Source organism: Pedobacter aquae (assembly GCF_008195825.1).
Lineage (GTDB): Bacteria > Bacteroidota > Bacteroidia > Sphingobacteriales > Sphingobacteriaceae > Pseudopedobacter > Pseudopedobacter aquae.
Genome location: NZ_CP043329.1, coordinates 1,497,053 through 1,517,659, shown reverse-complemented (window position 1 = coordinate 1,517,659; position 20,607 = coordinate 1,497,053). Strand labels below are relative to the sequence as shown.

General features: G+C 36.3%; 11 protein-coding genes. 10 read left to right on the top strand and 1 reads right to left on the bottom strand.

Features of this window, described 5'->3' with window-relative positions:
* Positions 1–102: 102 nt before the first annotated feature.
* The 5 genes from FYC62_RS06660 to FYC62_RS06640 all read left to right on the top strand — a co-directional run bounded on the left by FYC62_RS06660 (position 103) and on the right by FYC62_RS06640 (position 12,410).
* Positions 103–2,943: a glycosyl hydrolase 115 family protein gene (locus FYC62_RS06660; protein ID WP_168199403.1), complete on the top strand. Its 2,841-nt coding sequence runs from the start codon at positions 103–105 to the stop codon at positions 2,941–2,943.
* 181 nt (positions 2,944–3,124) lie between these two features.
* Entirely contained in the window at positions 3,125–5,977 is a 2,853-nt protein-coding gene (locus FYC62_RS06655; protein WP_149074396.1) for a glycosyl hydrolase, read from the top strand.
* Between the two features lie 12 nt (positions 5,978–5,989).
* Positions 5,990–8,836, top strand: coding sequence for a glycoside hydrolase family 2 protein (locus FYC62_RS06650; protein WP_149074395.1), 2,847 nt, complete (start codon positions 5,990–5,992; stop codon positions 8,834–8,836).
* Between the two features lie 23 nt (positions 8,837–8,859).
* Positions 8,860–10,287, top strand: coding sequence for a glycoside hydrolase family 28 protein (locus tag FYC62_RS06645; RefSeq protein WP_149074394.1), 1,428 nt, complete (start codon positions 8,860–8,862; stop codon positions 10,285–10,287).
* A complete protein-coding gene (locus FYC62_RS06640) occupies positions 10,287–12,410 on the top strand; it encodes a hypothetical protein (RefSeq protein ID WP_149074393.1) in 2,124 nt (707 codons plus the stop codon). The genes FYC62_RS06645 and FYC62_RS06640 overlap by 1 nt, the downstream gene beginning before the upstream one ends.
* Positions 12,411–12,430: 20 nt before the next feature.
* On the opposite strand, the gene FYC62_RS06635 is transcribed toward FYC62_RS06640, so the two are convergent.
* Positions 12,431–14,059 (bottom strand): right-handed parallel beta-helix repeat-containing protein, encoded by a 1,629-nt coding sequence (locus FYC62_RS06635; protein ID WP_168199402.1) that lies wholly within the window; start codon positions 14,057–14,059, stop codon positions 12,431–12,433.
* A 168-nt stretch (positions 14,060–14,227) separates the two neighbouring features.
* Between FYC62_RS06635 and FYC62_RS06630 the strand changes: the two genes are divergently transcribed.
* The 5 genes from FYC62_RS06630 to FYC62_RS06610 are packed head-to-tail and all read left to right on the top strand — an operon-like array spanning position 14,228 to position 20,318.
* Positions 14,228–16,105: a rhamnogalacturonan lyase gene (locus FYC62_RS06630; RefSeq protein ID WP_149074392.1), complete on the top strand. Its 1,878-nt coding sequence runs from the start codon at positions 14,228–14,230 to the stop codon at positions 16,103–16,105.
* Positions 16,106–16,108: 3 nt separating this feature from the next.
* Positions 16,109–17,113 carry a family 43 glycosylhydrolase gene (locus FYC62_RS06625; protein WP_149074391.1) on the top strand — a complete coding sequence of 335 codons (1,005 nt, stop codon included), beginning with the start codon at positions 16,109–16,111 and terminating at the stop codon, positions 17,111–17,113.
* A gap of 3 nt (positions 17,114–17,116) precedes the next feature.
* Entirely contained in the window at positions 17,117–17,887 is a 771-nt protein-coding gene (locus FYC62_RS06620) for a rhamnogalacturonan acetylesterase (RefSeq protein ID WP_240534839.1), read from the top strand.
* Positions 17,888–17,894: 7 nt separating this feature from the next.
* Entirely contained in the window at positions 17,895–18,680 is a 786-nt protein-coding gene (locus FYC62_RS06615; protein WP_149074389.1) for a rhamnogalacturonan acetylesterase, read from the top strand.
* Between the two features lie 39 nt (positions 18,681–18,719).
* Positions 18,720–20,318 (top strand): arylsulfatase, encoded by a 1,599-nt coding sequence (locus tag FYC62_RS06610; RefSeq protein ID WP_149074388.1) that lies wholly within the window; start codon positions 18,720–18,722, stop codon positions 20,316–20,318.
* Positions 20,319–20,607 lie beyond the last annotated feature (289 nt).

Below are 20,607 nucleotides of genomic sequence, written 5' to 3'. Positions count from 1 at the left end.
CATAATTTAAAATTGGTTTAATAAGCGTGGCTCCCGCCACTAATAAAGGTCGTTTTTGTAAAAGCGGCCTTTATTTTTTTAATGATGATTTACAACTTCCATATGGCAAAAAAACATTTCTTATCTCTTCTTCTTACCATGCTGTGTTTTCATATCAAAGCACAAGATTTTGATTTATATAGTGTTAAAAATCAAGTAAGTATAGTAAGTAATCCTAAGTCTTCTGGTTTAGATGCTGTAGTAGCCAATTTACTAGCTCAAGATATAGAAGCTGTTTGCGGATACAAACCCCAAATTTTTCAAAATCTTAAACAAGCTAAAGGCAATGTTATTATATTAGGTCAGGTTAAAAACTCTCCGGCAAAATCATTTAGAAATTATCATGCTCAAGAAATTGAAAACCAGTTTGAGGTATTCGCTATCAAAAGGTTGAAAAATCCAACAGCTAACATTAAAGATGTACTCATCATTACCGGAAGCGATGCAAGAGGCTTAGCTTATGGTGTTTTTCATGTTTCAGAAAAAATAGGTATTCATCCTTGGTATTACTGGGCAGATGTTACCCCGCAAAAGAAAAAGCAACTGAGTGTTTCTATAAAGGATACCATTTCTAAAACCCCATCGGTAACTTACAGAGGTATTTTTTTAAACGATGAAGATTGGGGCTTAAGACCTTGGGCAGCGCAAAACATCGATAAAAATCTACAAAACATAGGGCCTAATACTTATGCTAAAATTTTCGAGCTTTTGCTACGCCTTAAAGCAAATACCATTTGGCCTGCTATGCACCCAGGAACAAAAGCTTTTTTTAATATCCCAGATAATCTAAAAATTGCCAAGCAATATGAAATCATCATTGGCTCTTCGCATGCAGAACCTATGCTCAGAAATAATGTAGACGAATGGGATAAAACTACCATGGGCGCTTTTAATTATGTTAATAATTCATCTAGTATAAATGATTATTGGCAAAAAAGAATCAACGAAACAACTTCCATTAATGCTATTTATAGCCTAGGAATAAGAGGTGTGCATGATAGTGGGATGGAGGGCGTTAAAAATAACAAAGAAGCCATTAAAGTTTTAGGTGATGTTTTTACTGCCCAGCGTCAGATGCTTAAAAACACTTTGAAAAAAGATATAAAAGCTATTCCACAGGCTTTAACACTTTATAAAGAGGTTTTAGATATTTATGATGATGGTTTAGCTGTTCCGGATGATGTAACCCTAGTTTGGCCCGATGATAATTACGGTTATATCAGAAGATTAGGTAATCCTGATGAAAATAAGAGAAAAGGTGGTGAGGGGGTTTATTATCATGTTTCTTATTGGGGCAGGCCGCATGATTATCTGTGGTTATGTACTACGCCACCCGCTCTAATTCATCAAGAAATGCTTAAAGCTTACCGTAATGAGGCTAAAAATACATGGATTTTAAACGTTGGAGATATAAAACCGGCCGAGTATCAAACGCAATTATTTTTAGATATGGCTTATGATATTACACCATTTCATCAGCAAAATTATATACAGAAGCATTTAAACCAATGGTATCAGCAAATTTTTAGTACCAATATTGCTCAAAAGTTAAATTCTATCCTTCAAAAATATTATCAATTGGCTTTTGAGCGTAAGCCAGAATATATGGGTTGGAGTCAAACAGAGCCCACAACGCCAACTAAGCTAACAGCATACAATCATTTTGCTTATAGCGATGAAGGTCAGAAAAGAATAAAGCAATATCAGCAATTAGAACATGAAGTTTTGCAGCTTAAAAAAACTATCCCAACTCATCTTCAAGACGCCTATTTCCAATTAATCACCTATCCGGTTTTAGCTGCTTCAGAAATGAATAAGAAGTTCTTATATCATGATAAAGCAGTTTTATACCAACAACAAGGCAGATTAAGCGCAACATCTTATCAAGATTCTGTTGCTACAGCTTTTAATAACATCCACCAGCTTACCAAATTTTATAACGATTCTTTAAGCGCAGGTAAATGGAAAGGTATGATGCATGCTCAACCACGTGGTTTACCAGTTTTTGATTTGCCAAAAAAATCCAACACAACACTTAATACATCAAGTTCAGAAGCCTGGGGGCTTCATGTTGAAGGTACAGCACCAACACATCAAGCAGATACCATCAGTTTTCCTATTTTTTATGGTAAATCATCAGACTCTACTTTCGTAGATGTTTTCTTGAAACAGGCTGTCACCTTATCATGGCAATTTTTAGAAATTCCAAAATGGCTTAAAATATATAAAAACAGCGGAAATCTATCGCTAGCAAGCAAAGAAATTAGAATTTGGCTTAAGCCCGATGTTACACAGTTAAAGCAAGAAAAGCAAATAGCTTATCTAAAGCTGCAAACCAATTTGGGTGTAAAAACGCTTCAATTAGTTTATCATCCACAACCTAAAGAAGACGATGTTTTTATAGAGCAAAACGGAATAGTTTCTATCCATGCGGTAAATTATTCGGCTAAAAAAGAAACCTCAAATTTTAAATGGGAGAAAATTGATGGCTTAGGTTATGCAGGTAGTGTTGTTAAAAGTAATTTTAACCGTCAAATAGGTTCTGCTCAAGACAGCATAATTTTGTCTTACCATTTTATAAATACCACATCGGCGAAAGCTAAAGTTGATGTTTTTACCATTCCTACACATCCATTAAACAATTTATACAGTTTAAAATATGCTGTTAGAATTGATGGTGGTACATGGCAAATTAAAAATTTTGTGGTACAAGGAAGAAGTACCGAGTGGAAAGAAAATGTATTGCGTAACAATGCTGTTAAAACTTTCGTTTTTGATGATTTAAAGCCCGGTAAACACCAATTAGAAATTATGGCTTTAGATCCAGAAATTATGTTTGATAGGGTTTTAATAAGTTTAAAAGACCATCCAAAAGCTTATGGTTTGATAGCGGAAACTAAATAGTTAAATAGCTTTTTATTCTTTCCTCAGGACACAGCAGGATAGGTGAATATATAAAATAGCCTATTTTAGAAGAATAGATTTTAACCAATTATCAAAGCATTAAATAAGCTTGTATACAAGCTTGATGATGAAACCTTTTAGCGTTTTAAATCGCTGTTTTAATTGCTTCGATTACTAGATTATGAAAAAACCATACAAGAAAATTGCTTTAGCCTTATTTTTTAGTGGGGCATTATCACCATTATTTGCTCAGAACCAGCCTACGTGGCCACAAATTACCCAACAAACTAAACCATGGACAAGATGGTGGTGGGAGGGTAGTGCTGTAGATACAGCTAACCTTTCCTGGATGTTAAATCAATACCAAAAAGCTGGTTTAGGTGGTTTAGAAATTACACCAATTTATGGTGTAAAAGGACAGGAAAGTAAGTTTATCAATTTTACATCACCTAAATGGATGGATATGCTAACTTATACCTTAAAAACAGCTAAAAAGTTAGATTTAGGTATAGATATGGCACAAGCATCTGGCTGGCCATTTGGCGGCCCATGGGTTAAAGATGAAGATGCTAGTAAATATTTTGCTCCTCAAACCTATACCTTAAAAGAAGGCGAAAAGTTAAGTACGCCTGTATTGTACGACCAAAAAACGGTTTTAAGAATTGTAGGCGAGAAAATCAGTATCGATAAAATAAAAGAACCTATAACCGCTAATGAAAATTTGCAATTACATGCTTTTGATCAGGTAAGGTATCCTAAAAAACTTAAAGCTCAAACCTTAATTGGCTATTCTACCAAAGGAGAAATTTTAGATTTAACCGATAAGCTAGACCAACAAGGGCAATTAAATTGGACGGCTCCAAAAGGTAAAGGTAACTGGACTTTATATGCGCTTTTCCAAGGTTTACATGGTAAAATGGTTGAAAGAGCCGGCCCCGGTGGCGAGGGTTATGCCATAGATCATTTTTCTTTAAAAGCTACCGAAAATTATTTAAGCTATTTTGATAAAGCTTTTAACGGTTATGATTTATCTTACCTAAGAGCATTTTTTAATGATTCTTACGAGGTTGATGATGCTTTTGGCGAAGCCAGTTGGACACCAGATTTCCTTACCGAGTTTAAAACCAGAAGAGGCTATGATTTAAGAAATTTTCTTCCAGCTCTTTTTGGCGCTACAGATGATAAACTGCAAGCAACCAGAGTTTTGATAGATTATCGTCAAACCATATCAGACCTTTTACTAGAAAATTATACCGAAGCTTGGCATAAATGGGCGCAAGGAAAAGGTAAACTTATCCGTAACCAAGCACATGGTTCGCCAGCTAATATTTTAGATTTATATGCTGCAACAGATATTCCTGAAGCAGAAGGAACAGATATTTTAAGAGTAAAATTTGCTTCCTCTGCGGCACATGTAACGGGTAAATTATTATCCTCATCAGAAGCGGCAACATGGGAGAACGACCATTTCTTGTCTAGCCTTAGTGATGTTAAAAAAGCTTTAGATGTATTTCTCCTAGGTGGTATCAACCATAATTTTTATCATGGAGCTAATTACACTCCAAAAGATGCTGCTTGGCCAGGGTGGATATTTTATGCAGCTGTTCATTTTACGCCAAACAATAGTTTTTGGGATGATTTTTCGGCCTTAAACAACTATGTGGCTCGTTCTCAATCTTTCTTACAAAAAGGAAAAGCAGATAATGATATTCTCTTGTATTTGCCAATGGCAGATTCTTATGCAGAAAGAGAAAAAGCTATCATCAGACATTATGACGGTATAGAACATGGCTTTAAAAATACACCTTTTGAACATGTTGCTACTAGCCTAAACAAAAGCGGTTATGCCTTTGATTATATTTCTGATAAGCAAATATTAGCTACAAGCGTAGCCAACAACCAAATTAAAACTGCCGATATAAGCTATAAAACCATTCTAGTGCCTGCGGCAGAGTTTATGCCTTTAGAAACCATTCAGCAATTGTTAAAACTTGCCGATGCTGGTGCTAACATCACATTTTATAAAAGCTTACCTCAAGATGTACCGGGCTTAGCAAACTTAGCAGAAAGACAAAAGGCTTTTAAAGATGTTTTGGGTTTACTTCAGTTTCAGCAAAACGGTAAATTAAAGAAAGCCTTGGTGGGTAAAGGAAGCATTATAATAAGCGATGAAATACCTGCTTTAATGGATGCTGCGCAGATAAAAGCAGAAACCATGAAGATACAAGGTTTATCAACCATACGTAGGTCTTACGAAGGTGGTAAATATTATTTCATTTTAAATGAAAGTGCAGCAGCTGTAGATACTTGGGTTAATATCAATACCAAAGCCAATAGCGTAGCATTATTTAACCCTATGACGGGCGAAAAAGGTTATGCCGCTATCCGTCAAGATGCTAAAGGCACACAGGTTTATTTGCAGTTAAAGAAAGGCGAAAGCTGCATCCTACAAACTTTTGATAATGAGATTAATGAAACTAGCTATCCTTATGCTAAAGCAGCAGGAAACGCAATTTCGTTAGGTAACGAGTGGAAAGTAACGTTCATTAAAGGCGGACCTGTTTTGCCTCAACCTTTGGTATTAAAAGAGCTAAAATCTTGGACAGTTAACGGTGCAGATTACGAGAAATTCTCAGGAACAGCCGCTTATACCACTTCATTTAAACAGCCAAAAGCTAAAGCGGATTTTTATTTGTTAGACTTAGGCAAGGTAGAACAAAGCGCTAAAGTTATCCTTAACGGCGAGTTATTGGCTACTTTAATAGGTCCAGATTATAAGTTAGAAATTCCTGCTTCTAAAATCCAGAAAAAAAATATTTTAGAAATTCAAGTGGCTAACGGTATGGCAAACAGAGCATCATGGATGGATAAAACCAACCAGAATTATAAGATATTCTACAATATCAATATGTCATCAAGGTTGCCAGAAAACCGCGGTGCCGATGGTTTATTTACTGCTAAAAATTGGCAGCCTAAACCTTCTGGCTTAACCAGTCAGGTTTCTTTAATACCGTTAACGCATTTTAAGCCCTAACATTTCATCAAGATGAAGAACTTATTTTTATGCTTTTTAACCTTTTGCGCCTTGCAAAGCTTTGCGCAAACCCAAACGCAAATCCAATACCTATCTGGTAAAGATAATGAACAAACCGTAGCTTGGGATTTTTGGTGTACTGGAGGTAGAAAAGCAGGTTTTTGGACAAAAATTAACGTTCCTGGACATTGGGAGCAACAAGGTTTTGGCGAATATAATTACGGAAGAGATTATGTTACTTACGGTAAAAACTTTCGTTTTGCCGATGAAAAAGGCTTGTATAAACATCAGTTTACCGTACCAGCAGCTTGGAAGGGAAAAGATGTTTACATCGTTTTTGAAGGCTCTATGACAGATACCGAAGTGAAAGTTAACGGCAAATCTGCCGGGGCAATTCATCAAGGTTCTTTTTATAGATTTAAGTATAACATCAGCGATAAGCTAAAATATGGTCAAGCTAATTTATTAGAAGTTACAGTAAGTAAAATGTCTGCCGATAACTCTGTAAATAATGCAGAGCGTTTAGCAGATTACTGGATTTTTGGTGGTATTTACCGTCCGGTTTACTTAGCTGCATCGCCAAAACAGCATATAGATTGGACAGCTATAGACGCTAAAGCGGATGGTAGTTTTTCCATGAATGTGAACCTTAAGAACCCCTTAAAAGGTGCAGAAATAATTGCAGAAATTAGCGATTTAAAAGGCAATCTGGTAGCTACTACAAAGCAAATCAATAGTCAAGCAGATTCTGTTGTTACTCTAAAAACAACAGTTAAAAATCCGGCTTTATGGACAGCAGAAACACCACATCTTTATCAGGTGAAAACCTATATAAGCCAAGCAGGAAAAAACATTCATCAAACACAAGATAGGTTTGGTTTCAGAACCATTGAGGTAAGAAAGCAAGATGGTATTTATGTGAATGGTAAGAAAATCAAGTTAAAAGGTGTTAATAGGCATGTTTGGTGGCCAGAAACAGGTAGAAGCGTAAATGCTAGATTAGATTTACAAGATGTAAAACTAATCAAAGGTATGAATATGAACGCAGTAAGGTGCTCGCACTATCCGCCAGATAAAGCCTTCTTAAACTATTGCGATTCTTTAGGTTTATATGTTTTAGATGAATTAGCGGGTTGGCAAAAAGCTTACAGTACAAAAGCAGGCGAGCCTTTGGTAAAAGAAATGGTGATAAGAGACGCTAATCATCCATCTATTTTATTTTGGAGCAATGGAAATGAAGGCGGCCATAACTTTAGTTTAATTGATGATTACGCTAAGTATGATTTATCAAAACGTACGGTTATTCATGGTCACCACAGACCAGGTAATGCCATTAACGGTATAGATTGCAATCACTACGAAGATTATAACAGTACTCAAAAAATACTTGCCGATACCAATATTTACATGCCAACAGAATTTATGCATGCTCAAGATGATGGCGCTGGTGCAGCTGGTTTGTCTGATATGTGGGATTTGCATTGGAATGCCAAAAAAGGTGCTGGCGGTTTTATTTGGGCTTTCGCCGATGAAGCCATTGTACGTACCGATAGAAATGGGATGTTAGATGCCAATGGCGTTAACGCTCCGGATGGTTTATTGGGCCCACACCGCGAAAAAGAGGGTAGCTACAATGCTATTAAAGAAATATACTCGCCTTTTAAAATAGTGCTTCAAAAGCTGCCTGACAATTTTGATGGTAAAATTGAGGTAGAAAACCGATACAATTTCACCAACTTAAATACCTGTAAATTAAGCTGGGAACTTTTAAATTTTAACCTTCCGGAAGATAAAACAGCAGGTTATAAAGTTTTAAAAAGTGGCACTGCCATAGCGCCAAACCTAGAACCTTTTGAAAAAGGTAGCTTTCAGATCCCTCTAGCGGCCGATTGGAAAAGCTATCAGGCTTTAGCCCTTACCGCAAAAGACCAACATGGCGAGGAAATTTACCGTTGGGTATGGAAAATCCAAACCAATGAAAACCTCATTAACCCGCTGTTAAAAAGTAAGTTAAGTGCAAAAGCAACAGTTACAGAAAAAGATAGCTTAATTACTTTAAAAGGTGGCGAAATCAGCGTAAGCTTTAGTAAAAACACAGGTAGATTGTCTGCTTTAGCTAATGATAAAAGCGCAGCTATATCTTTTAGAGACGGACCAGTTTTGGTAAGTGGTAATGCTGCTTTTTCTAAAATAGCTTACCGCGAAGAAGGTGATAAAGCCATAGTAGAGGTACAATACACGGGCGATATGAAAACTGTTACATACACCATGTACCCAAGCGGTTGGCTACAAATGGATTATAGCTTTGCTTTAAACGGAAAGTATCCTTTTGCAGGTATCAGCTTCAATTATCCGGAAAATTATGTTTTAGGGGCTAAATTTTTAGGTAAAGGACCATTTAGAGTTTGGAAAAACCGTTTACAAGGTGTTACCTATAATACATGGGAGAATTTTAATAATAATACCCAAACAGGTTCTGCTCCGTGGGTTTTTCCAGAATTTAAGGGTTATTATTCAAACATCACTTGGTTGCAAATGAATACCGTAGAAGGGAAATTTACCATTGCTACACCACAAGAAGATTTATTTGTGAGATTGTTTGATTTTTATGGTTTATCTGGCATGCAGCCACATCCAGCTTTGCCCGTTGGTGATATTTCTTTTCTGGAAGGTATACCAGCCGTGGGAAGTAAATTGGGTTTAAGAATTACACCTCGTCCGCAGATGTACGGCCCAGCCGGAGAAATGAATGAATTTACAGGCGAGCAAAAACGTACTTTATACTTCTTTTTTGGTTTAGAACCATCAGACAAGCCAAACAATTTTGTGATGCCTAAAGTGAATATCTTAACAGATTAATAGCAGAATTTAAAACTTTAATAATGAAAATTAATACCATCAAAATATATACATTACTTGCTTTTTTATCTTTAAGTTTTTCGACTTTCGCCGGAGAAAAAGACCCATCTTGGGCAAAAAAAGTAGGTTCTCCTAAACTTAAATTTAAGAAACAAGAGTTCGTAGCCAATAGCTATGGCGCTAAGGCCGATACAACTTTTTTAAGCACCAAAGCTATACAACAAGCTATAGATGCTTGTGAAAAAGCAGGTGGCGGCGTGGTTAAATTATTGCCTGGTAAATACCTTACAGGTTCTCTATTTGTTAAAAGCGGTGTTAAATTGATGATTGATGCCGATGTAGAACTTATGGGTAGCCAAAATATAGAAGATTATCCTTTGATTGATACTCGTGTTGCAGGTATGGAGATGAAATGGCCAGCAGCTTTGGTAAATATTATAGAGCAAAAAAATGCTGCTATTACAGGTAGCGGTATTATTAACGGAAGAGGAAAAGTTTTTTGGGATTTATATTGGACTATGCGTAAAGCTTATGAGCCCAAAGGTTTACGCTGGATTGTAGATTACGATGCTAAAAGACCAAGAACCATATTGGTACAAAGCAGCCAAAATATAGAATTGAAAGGCTTTAACATTCGTGAAGCCGGCTTTTGGAGCGTACAAGTTTTATACAGTACTTATGTAACGGTTGATGGTTTAATCATTAGAAATAATACCAAAGGTAAAGGCCCAAGTACAGATGGTGTTGATATTGATTCTTCATCGTGGGTATTGGTACAAAATTGTGATATCGACTGTAATGATGATAATTTTTGCTTAAAAGCCGGTAGAGATTGGGATGGTTTAAGGGTAAATCGCCCAACAGAATATGTGGTTATCCAAAATAATATTGCAAGGCGTGGTGCAGGCTTAATCACTTTTGGTAGTGAAACATCAGGGATGATTAGAAACATCTTAGCCAAAAATTTAACTGGCTTAGGTACTTCAAATGGAGTAAATATCAAATCGGCCTTAACGCGTGGCGGTGGTGTAGAAAATATCTACCTCAAAAATCTAAAAATGGATAGCGTAACAGTTGCCTTCCAAATTGGTAAAAATTGGAATCCTACTTACAGCTATTCTACTTTACCCAAAGAGTATAAATATGATGAAGTGCCTGTACATTGGCAAAAAATGCTAAATAGGGTAGAGCCTGCGGAAAAAGGTATCCCGGTTTTTAGGAATATACATATCAGCAATGTACAAGGTGTAGGTGTTAAAAGAGCGTTTAATGTTGCGGGTTTAGAAGGCTCGCCGGTAGAGAATTTTACTTTTACCAATGTTAATTTGGAGGTTGAAATGGCTGGTACTATAACTTATGCCAAAGACTGGACACTTAAAAATATCATTATTAAAGCTAAAGACAATTCAAAAGTAAAAGTTGAAAAATCTAACGAAGTAAATTTTAAGTAATGAAGTTCTTTAGCATTGTAGCGATTTTGTTCTGTGTCTCTTCATCTTTTGCACAAAAAATAGATCGTAAAGCTTTGGTAGAGCGCCATACTGTAAAAATAGAACATGCAGATGCTTTAGCGTCTTTAACGGTTGGTAATGGCAAATTTGCTATGACGGTTGATGTTACCGGCTTACAAACTTTTCCGGATTTTTATGCTGAAGGTGTGCCACTTGGTACACAGGCAGAATGGGCATGGGATAGCTTTAAAAATACAGCTGGTCATCAATTAGAAAACAGTTTTAAAGCTTATCAGCAATATGGTAGAGCGGTTACTTATGCTGTTCAAAACAATACATCGGCGAAAGCCAAAGAAGCTTCAAATTGGTTTAGACAAAATAAACACCGTTTGCAACTAGGTAATTTAGGCTTCTTATTTTATGATAAAGAAGGTAAAGAGCTTGGTATTTCTGCTATCAAAAGTATCCATCAAGAATTAAACATGTATACAGGAATCATTAGCTCTTTATATGAAGTTGACGGTGAAAAAGTACAGGTTAAAACCATAGCTAACCAAAATGAAGATGGCGTTTTGGTTAGCGTTCAATCTGCTTTAATTGCTAAAGGGCGTTTAAAAGTAAGGTTGAAATTTCCATATCCAAACGGGCAGTGGGCAGATGTGGGTAACTATTACGGGGAGGCAGAGAAACATCAAACCCAAATCATTAAGAAAACCATTTCTACTTCATCTATTAAGCATCAATTACAAGGAAGTAGCTATTTCACAAGTTTAGATTGGAGTGGTAAAGCACAATTGAAAGAGCAAAATAAGCATGAGTTTGTGCTGAGTCCGGCTGTATCAATGGCTTCATTTGAGTTTTCTGTAAGATTTTCTCAAACAAATGATTTTCAATCCATAGCTTTTCAAGAGCTAAAGGAAAACAACTTAAACGCTTGGGAAGACTTTTGGCAAAGTGGTGCTGCCGTAGATTTTTCTGGCAGTACAGATACCAGAGCTAAAGAGTTGGAAAGAAGAATTATTTTATCACAATACCTTACCAAAATACAATGTGCTGGTAATTACCCGCCACAAGAAACGGGCTTAACTTACAATAGCTGGTTTGGAAAACCCCATTTAGAAATGCATTGGTGGCATGCGGTACATTTTGCTTTATGGGGAAGAGCAGATATTTTAAGAAAAAGTACCGATTGGTATTTCAACGTAAAAGAAGGCGCAAAAGCTATCGCCCAAAGGCAAGGTTTTGATGGTGTGAGGTGGCAAAAAATGACAGATAATGAAGGTGCAGAAGTCCCTTCAAGCGTTGGTGCTATGTTAATTTGGCAACAGCCACACCCCATTACTTTTACCGAGTTATTGTACAGAGATCAACCTAGTGATAGCATTTTACATCGCTATAAAGATTTAGTTTTTGCTACTGCAGATTTTATGGCTTCTTTTGCGCACCTTAATCCTAAAACAAAAAAGTACGATTTAGGCCCGGTTTTGATACCTGCACAAGAACGTTTTAAAGCCGAGGAAACTTTTAATCCTACTTATGAGCTTTGTTACTGGAAATGGGCTTTACAAACTGCTCAAACTTGGAGGAAACGCTTAGGCTTACCCGAAAATGAAAAGTGGAATATGGTGATGAATAATTTAGCGCCGCTACCCGTTCAAAACCATGTTTATTTAGCTACAGAAAGTGCAACAGATTCTTATACCAATCCAGAATATAAAACCGATCATCCTTCTGTTTTAGGTGCTTTTGGGATGCTACCCCAAACAGGTATGGTAGATACAACCATCATGAAAAATACTTTTGAGCTTATCCTAAAAGATTGGAGTTGGAATGATACTTGGGGCTGGGATTTCCCGATGACCGCCATGACAGCAGCCCGTTTAAACATGCCAAATATAGCTATAGATGCTTTATTGATGCCCATAAAAACCAATACTTATTTAGTAAATGGCCATAATTATCAAGATGATAGATTAAGGATTTACCTTCCCGGAAACGGAGGCTTATTAACAGCAGTAGCTTTAATGTGTGCAGGTTGGGATGGACAAGAAACGCCAAACATAGGTTTTCCCAAAGATGGCACTTGGAAAGTAAGGAGCGAGGGTTTTAAGAAGATGTTTTAATATAACCTTCACTATTAAAATTATAAGCTTTTAATAAACTTAGTACTAACTAAAGTTATATAGTTCTTTTTTAAACTTAAGTTTAAGATATAAGAACCCTGAGCTAGTTTAGAAATATCTATTCGTATATTTTCTTTGATGGATAAAGTCTCCTCTTTTACACATTTCCCTTCCATATTATAAATTTTTAAAATGACAGCCTCATTATGGTTGGGTAAGGTAATATTTAAAGAATCCTGACTTGGATTTGGGTATAATTTAAAGCCTTTGTAAGTAGGGTATTTTTCTATTCCGGTTGTGATAGATTTAAACTCTCTGTAGCCTAAATCTGGTTTAGCACCTTCAAAAGCAATCCCAATATCAATACCAACATCAATTAAATCGCTTCCAGAAACTAATTTCATAAAATTAATATCGGGTAAATCGCCGTTTTCTTTTCTCGGTTGGGTAAGTTGTGCTAAATCTAAACTTACAAAATCACTACTATTAACGGTAACAGGCAAAGTAAAGTAGTTGAAAGATAAATCGCATTTTGGTGCATCTATTTGACTGGTCTCTGTGCCTCTTGCAGCAAAACCTAAATTGTTTTTCATCACATGGTCGTATCCGGGTACATCAGTCAAATAATCGGTACTATTAGCCGCTTTTCTATTGAGCATATTGTAATTAGATGCGTTTAAGTAAGCCGTATTGTTGTACCAATAATTACCTGCTAAATGGTGGTTAGCATAAAAACCATTAGCTTTATTTCTAACAGCTAAACAAGATTTTGTGGTGTTTCTGGGGATTATCGCTGGTAAATTACTAAGTGGAGAAGAACCATAGCCACCAACTTTAAAGCCATTTCCATCGCCTAAGCTGGTGAAATTTGTTGAATAGCCATTATAAAAAGCCCAGCAGTTTTCAAACACCGTAGGGGCATCTGCACTGATACAGTCATAGCCATCATCACTATTAAACCAAGCTCGGCAACCTCTAAAAATATTATTTGTATGAGCCGCTGATGATGGATGATTACCAAACCCATCCGTATTACCTCCTAGTTTATTGCCCGATGTATTATCATGATTATTATAAGCATCGCAGTTTAAAATTAAGTTATTAGCGCCTTTGGTTAAGTAAAAGCCAATAGCTTGTCCGTCATGCATACTTAGCTGTTCATAAATATTGTTATTCCCTTGGTTTTCAAAACAAATAGATTGTGTATGGGTAAGAATAGTAACCTGTACACCCACAACTTCTAAACCTTTTAAATGGATATATGAACCCACAACTTCAAAGGCATGTACCCTGTAATCTGCAGGTTTAACATTGCTATAGTTAAATACAGGTTTCTCTCCTGGGTAGGCCCAATATTTAATCATTTTCCCTGCGGTTCCACTTTTATTCAGATATGTTACATAAGCAAAAATGCTTGATTTTAAAGCAATTTGGCTTTCTGTCATCATGTAAGTTCCACCTCGTATATACACGGTATCGCCAGCACTTACAGCATCTTGAGATCTTTGGATACTTAAAAAAGGAGAGCTTATCGTTCCCGTATTGCTATCGCTACCATTGGGCGCAACGTAATATTTTGCTGCAAAGCTTTGTGCATAAAATAAACTCAATACTAGAATGAGGGAGTATTTTGGTGTTTTTATAAACATGAGAAATTTAATAATTGGTTGAAGCAAATTGTAAATAATCAAATGATTAATCATCCTGTTTCATCCTGATAAATAAATGATTGATGTTTGCTTTTCAGGATGGTACATGATGCCTGCATAAATAGAATTTCATATTTTGGAGCTACCAATTATAATTATTTAAACTACATGACTATAAGTCTAAAAAAATCTGGTTTACTACTCGTATTTCTTTTTGCTACCATAAATTTCTTGTTTGCGCAAAAGCAAATGGAGGCGCTAGACCGTGGCGTGGTTGCTATTTATAAGGGCAATCATCATTATTATGTGAGTTGGCGTGTTTTAGGTACCGATGCGCCTGATGTAGCTTTTAATGTTTACAGAAAATCTGGTGATGAACAGCCCGTTAAAATAAATGCTAGACCTATAACAGGTGCTACTTGTATTATAGATTCAACAGCTAAAGAAACCAAAGTAAATACATGGTTTGTTAAAAGCATTATTAACAAAAAAGAACAAACAGAAAAAGGCGAATTTACCATTGCTGCTAACGCCGAAGAAAAACCTTATTTGTCTATCCCTTTAAAAAACATCACGGGTTACGTTCCTAATGATTTATCTGTAGGAGATTTAGATGGCGATGGTCAATATGATTTTATTCTACATCAATCTGGTAGGGGCAGAGATAATAGCTCAGCAGGTTTAACAGACCCACCCATTTTTCAAGCTTATAAGTCTGATGGTACATTTCTCTGGGAAATTAATCTCGGAAAAAACATCAGAGAAGGCGCCCATTATACCCAGTTTATGGTGTATGATTTAGATGGTGATGGCATAGCCGAATTTGCTTGCAAAACAGCAGATGGTACTACAGACGGTAAAGGAAAAATTATCGGAGATGCCCAGACAGATTGGCGAGATACCTTAAATAAAAGAGCGCCTACTTATGGTAAAATTTTATCAGGGCCGGAGTATTTGACCATATTTAGTGGTAAAACGGGAGAAGCCTTAGCTACAGTTGATTATATTCCTTCAAGAGGAGATATTGGTACTTGGGGCGGGGTTGGTGGTAATGGTGGTAATGATAAGACAGGAAATAGAGTAGACAGATATACCGCTTGCATTGCTTATTTAGATGGTAAACGCCCAAGTTTGGTGATGGGCAGAGGCTATTATGGTAGAACTGTTTTAGCCGCTTTTGATTTTAGAGAAGGAAAACTAAGCTCTAGGTGGGTGTTTGATTCTAAAGATGGTAAAAATCCTTTTTCAGGGATGGGAAATCATAATTTATCTGTTGCCGATGTCGACCAAGACGGAAAAGACGAAATTGTTTTTGGCGCTATGGTGGTTGATGATAATGGTAAAGGTTTATACTCAACAGGCTTAAGACATGGCGATGCCCTTCATGTAAGCGATTTAGACCCTGATCATCCCGGCTTAGAGGTATTTGGTGTACATGAAATAGAGGAAGGTACTACAGGTCCTGGTGTTGCCCTTTATGAAGCTGCTACGGGTAAGATTTTATTTAAAGCTGCCGATAACGAGGATATTGGAAGAGGCGTAGCTGCAAATATTGATACCACAAGAGTAGGCGCTCAAATGTGGTGGGCTGGTTCTCCAGATTTATATACGATAAAAGGAGAAAAAATAGGTTTGGCACCTCGCTCAACTAATTTTTTAATTTATTGGGATGGCGATTTAAGTAGAGAACTTTTAAACGGAAACTATATTGAGAAGTATGGAAAAGGCAGAATTTTTACTGCTGATGGTGCTGTTTCTAACAACGGCACAAAATCTACACCCGCATTATCTGCTGATATTTTAGGCGATTGGCGAGAAGAACTCATCCTCCGCAGTGCTGATAATAAGGAATTGCGTATCTATACCACAACCATCCCTACCACCATAAGACAATATACCTTAATGCATGACCCGCATTATCGTTTAAGTATTGCTTGGCAAAATGTTGGCTATAACCAGCCACCACACACCGGCTTTTATATGGGTAAAGGGATGAAACCAGCACCTAAACCTTTTATTAACATAGTAAACTACCGTCACCCTTAATTTATGATGCTTTTTAGATTATGCTTTTTAGCCATTATTCTTTGTTTTTCATCCTGTTTTGTAAAAAAAAGCACCTTAGAACAGGCAGATAAACCACTTTTTAGAGACCCTATTTTTGATGGTGCAGCAGACCCTGTAGTGATTTTTAATACTAAAACTCAAAAATGGCTTATGTTTTACACCAACAGAAGAGCAAATGCTTCAGATTTAGACGGAGTAACTTGGGTACATGGTACCAGAATAGGTATTGCAGAATCTATAAACGGTGCTAAATGGAATTATCTGGATACCGCAAATATTAAATATAGAGACGCTGATTATACCCATTGGGCGCCTGAAGTTATAGCGCATGAAGGGCTTTACCATATGTATTTAACCTATGTTCCCGGTATTTTTAAAGATTGGCAGCATCCAAGATACATCCTTCACCTTACCAGTGCCAATTTGCTAGATTGGAAATTTGAAAGTAAGCTTCAACTAGCTAAAGATAAAGTTATTGATGCCTGTGTATTCCCTTTGCCTGAAGGCGGATGGCGTATGTGGTACAATAATGAAAACGATGGTAAATCTGTTTATTATGCAGATAGTAAGGATTTATATAACTGGACAGACAAAGGCAAAGCACTTGCTACCCGTGGCGAAGGCCCTAAAGTTTTTAAATGGAAAGATAAATATTGGATGGTGGTAGATATGTGGCGTGGATTAGGAATTTACGCTTCAACAGATTTAATCACCTGGAAAAAACAAAAAGAAAACATACTAGAAAAGCCTGGTACAGGTGTAGATGATGGCGTTATAGGTGGTCACCCCGATGTTGTAGTAAGAGGTGATAAAGCTTATGTTTTTTACTTTACTCACCCAGGCAAAACCCCAGAAAATAAAGGGAAAGATACTTATGAACAAAGAAGAAGCAGCATACAAGTTGCCGAGTTAAAATACGAAAACGGCATCATCACTTGTGATAGAAACGCACCTGTTTACCTCAACTTAAACCTAAATAAACCTTAACGTATGAAGATGAAAAAGTTTGCTTTTTTATTAGCCAGTTTTTTTGCCATTTTAATTGCTTTTAAACCTCAAGATAAGCCAACCATTTATTTAATTGGCGATTCTACCGTAAGAAATAATGATAAAGCCCAGTGGGGTTGGGGTAGTCTTTTACCAACTTTTTTTGATTCTACCAAAGTAACTATTAAAAACCACGCTATGGCAGGCAGAAGCACCCGTACTTTTGTTAAAGAACAACGTTGGGAGAAAGTTGTAAATAGTTTACAGCCAGGAGATTATGTTTTAATGCAATTTGGACATAATGATGGTAGTAAACCCGATACTTCTAAAGCAGGTTATCGTGGTGTTTTACGTGGCACTGGCGAAGAAACTGTTAACCTTACCTGGAAAGACGGAACTGTAGAAACTGTTTATACGCATGGTTATTACCTCAGAAAGTTCATCAAAGAAAGTAAAGCTAAAGGTGCTATTCCTATTGTTTTATCTATGATACCACGTAACCAATGGGCTAATGGAAAAGTGAAACGTGTAGATAAGGATTTTGGTTTATGGGCAAAAACAGTAGCACAAGAAGAAGATGTTACTTTTATTGATTTAAATGCTATAACGGCTGATAAGTATGACGCCTTAGGACCAGATAAAGTGAAAGATTTTTTTGCAGGCGACCATACCCATACCAATAAAGAAGGCGCAAGAATTAATGCGCAATCTATTGTAGAAGGTATTAAAGCATCATCAGAAAAGAGATTAAAAAAGTTCTTAATCAAATCATAAAAGACGCATGTTCAAAAAATATAAAATCTTATTACTTCCTGTTTTAGTACTAGCTATTTCATGTTTAGCGCTTAAAAAAGCAGATAAACCTACCTTATTTCTCATTGGCGATTCTACCGTAAAAAATGGTAGAGATAATGGTGCTGGTGGTTTATGGGGTTGGGGTCATTTCCTTCCCGATTTTTTTGATAGCAATAAAATCAATATAGAAAACCATGCGCTTGGAGGCACAAGTTCTAGAACTTTTAGGTCTAAAGGTTTGTGGGATAGTGTTTTATTGAAGTTAAAACCTGGAGATTATGTCATCATACAATTTGGGCATAATGATAGCAGCCCTTTAGATGATACGGTTAGAGCCAGAGGAACCATCCGTGGGAATGGTAATGAAAGTAAAGAAATTTATAATCCCATATTAAAAAAACAAGAGGTGGTTTATACTTATGGATGGTATATCAGGCAATTTATCAAAGAAACAAAAGCAAAAGGTGCTATTCCTATTGTTTGTTCTTTAGTACCCAGAAACGCATGGAAAGACGCTAGAGTAAACCGGGCAGAGTATGCGCTTTGGGCAAAAGCTGCAGCAGAACAAGAAAATGCTTTTTTTATTGATTTAAATAAGCTTATCGCTGATGAATATGATGCCTTAGGTACAGAAAAAGTCAATCAAGTATATTTTGGGCTAAAAGATAATACCCACACCATAGAAGAAGGCGCAAAGTTTAACGCTAAAAAAGTAGTAGATGGTATTAAAGCTACTAAAGGTTTAAATTTAGCTAAATACATAAAAAGATAATTTAAATTAGGGCATCCATATCATAAACCTTTTATTGTCATGAATAGATTTTTGTCGCTGTTGTTTTTAAGCTTCATAGTTGTTAGCGAGGTGTTTGCCCAAAAAAATAAAGCTCAGAAACGCCCAAATATCATTTTAATTTTAGCTGATGATATGGGTTTTTCAGATTTAGGCAGTTTTGGCTCAGAAATGGAAACTCCGGTTCTAGACAAAATGGCTAAAGAAGGTTTAAAAATGACTAATTTTTATAATGCTTCTCGTTGTTGTCCAACACGGGCTTCTTTAATGACAGGGCTCTATCCGCATCAAGCTGGTGTAGGTGATATGGTGAATACCAGACCTCAGCCAGCTTATCAAGGTTACTTAAATAAAAATTGTGTCACCATCGCCGAAGCTTTAAAAACCTATGGTTATGCTACTTTTATGGCGGGTAAATGGCATATAGGGCAAGTAAAAGATAATTGGCCAACTAAAAGGGGGTTCGATAAATATTTTGGTTTAATTGATGGTGCTAATAGCTATTTTGAGAACAGACCTTATCGTCCAAATCAAAAGCTAACTATAGCCTTGGGCGAAGATCAATATCAAACTCCCGATGGTTATTATTCTACCAATGCTTATACAGATTTTGCCATTAAATTTATCAAAGAAAGAAAAGACCCAAAACAGCCCTTCTTTTTATATTTAGCTTACCAAGCGCCACATTGGCCTTTACATGCTTTACCAGAAGACATAGCCTTATTTAAAGGTAAGTTTATGCAAGGTTGGGATGTTTTAAGAGAACAGCGTTTTCAAAAGCAGAAGCAATTAGGTATCATCTCGGCTAACCAAAAACTATCTCCTAGAGATGCCAATTTACCAGATTGGAATAGCTTATCGCAAAAAGAAAAAGAAGATTGGGATGAAAAAATGGCTGTTTATGCCGCTATGATCTACCGTATGGATAAAAATATTGGTAAGCTTAAAGCCGAGCTAAAAGCAATTGGGGAAGATGAGAATACCGTTTTTATGTTCCTTTCGGATAATGGTGCAAGTCATGAAAATATCAATGCTAATGGTTTTACGCCTCAAATTATAGAAGCATCTAAAATGCCAGCATCAAATCCTTCATCATTTACAGCTTATGATTTTTGGGGTGCCAATGTGAGTAATACACCTTTCCGTTCTTTTAAACATTGGGAATACGAAGGTGGTACAGCAACACCTTTTATTGCTTACGGTCCAAAATGGATAAAACCTCAAATTAACCATCAGCCAGCACATATTATAGATATAATGAGTACTTGTTTGGCTTTAGCCGGAGTAAATTATCCTGAAACCCATCAGGGTAATAAAATTCTACCTACAATAGGAAAAAGCTTAGTTCCTGTTTTTCAGAAAAAGCAATGGGAAGGGCATAAAGCTTTGTTTTTTGAGCATGAAGGTAACAGGGCAGTTAGAGTTGGCTCATGGAAATTAGTATCTACTTACCCTGCAAACCAATGGGAATTGTATGATTTATCTAAAGACCGGGCCGAGCAGCAAAATCTTGTTTCACAATTTCCTGAGAGGGTAAAAGAAATGGCTGTTTTGTATCATGAATGGGCGCAACATACAGGTGTTATTCCTTTTGAATTGTTAGATAAAAAGAAGCCCTAGCTTCTTGATAATTACTTGCTCATCCAAATCAATCTATTTTATTTAGGCTTATTGTAAAGACTTGTTTTTTTTAGATTTTAGAATCTAATGGGTAATAGCTAAAACCAAAAATCAAATAGTCTTTATTTTATGTAGGATATTGTCATATATTGACATTGGTAATCTCTCAAAAAATTAATCTTAACACTCGCTAAAAAAACCTTGAAATTTAATTGTCAAGGTTTTTATAGTTTCTAATGAGTTTTTTACACTTAAACAGGACACAGCAGGTTGCTGTCCATTTTATATT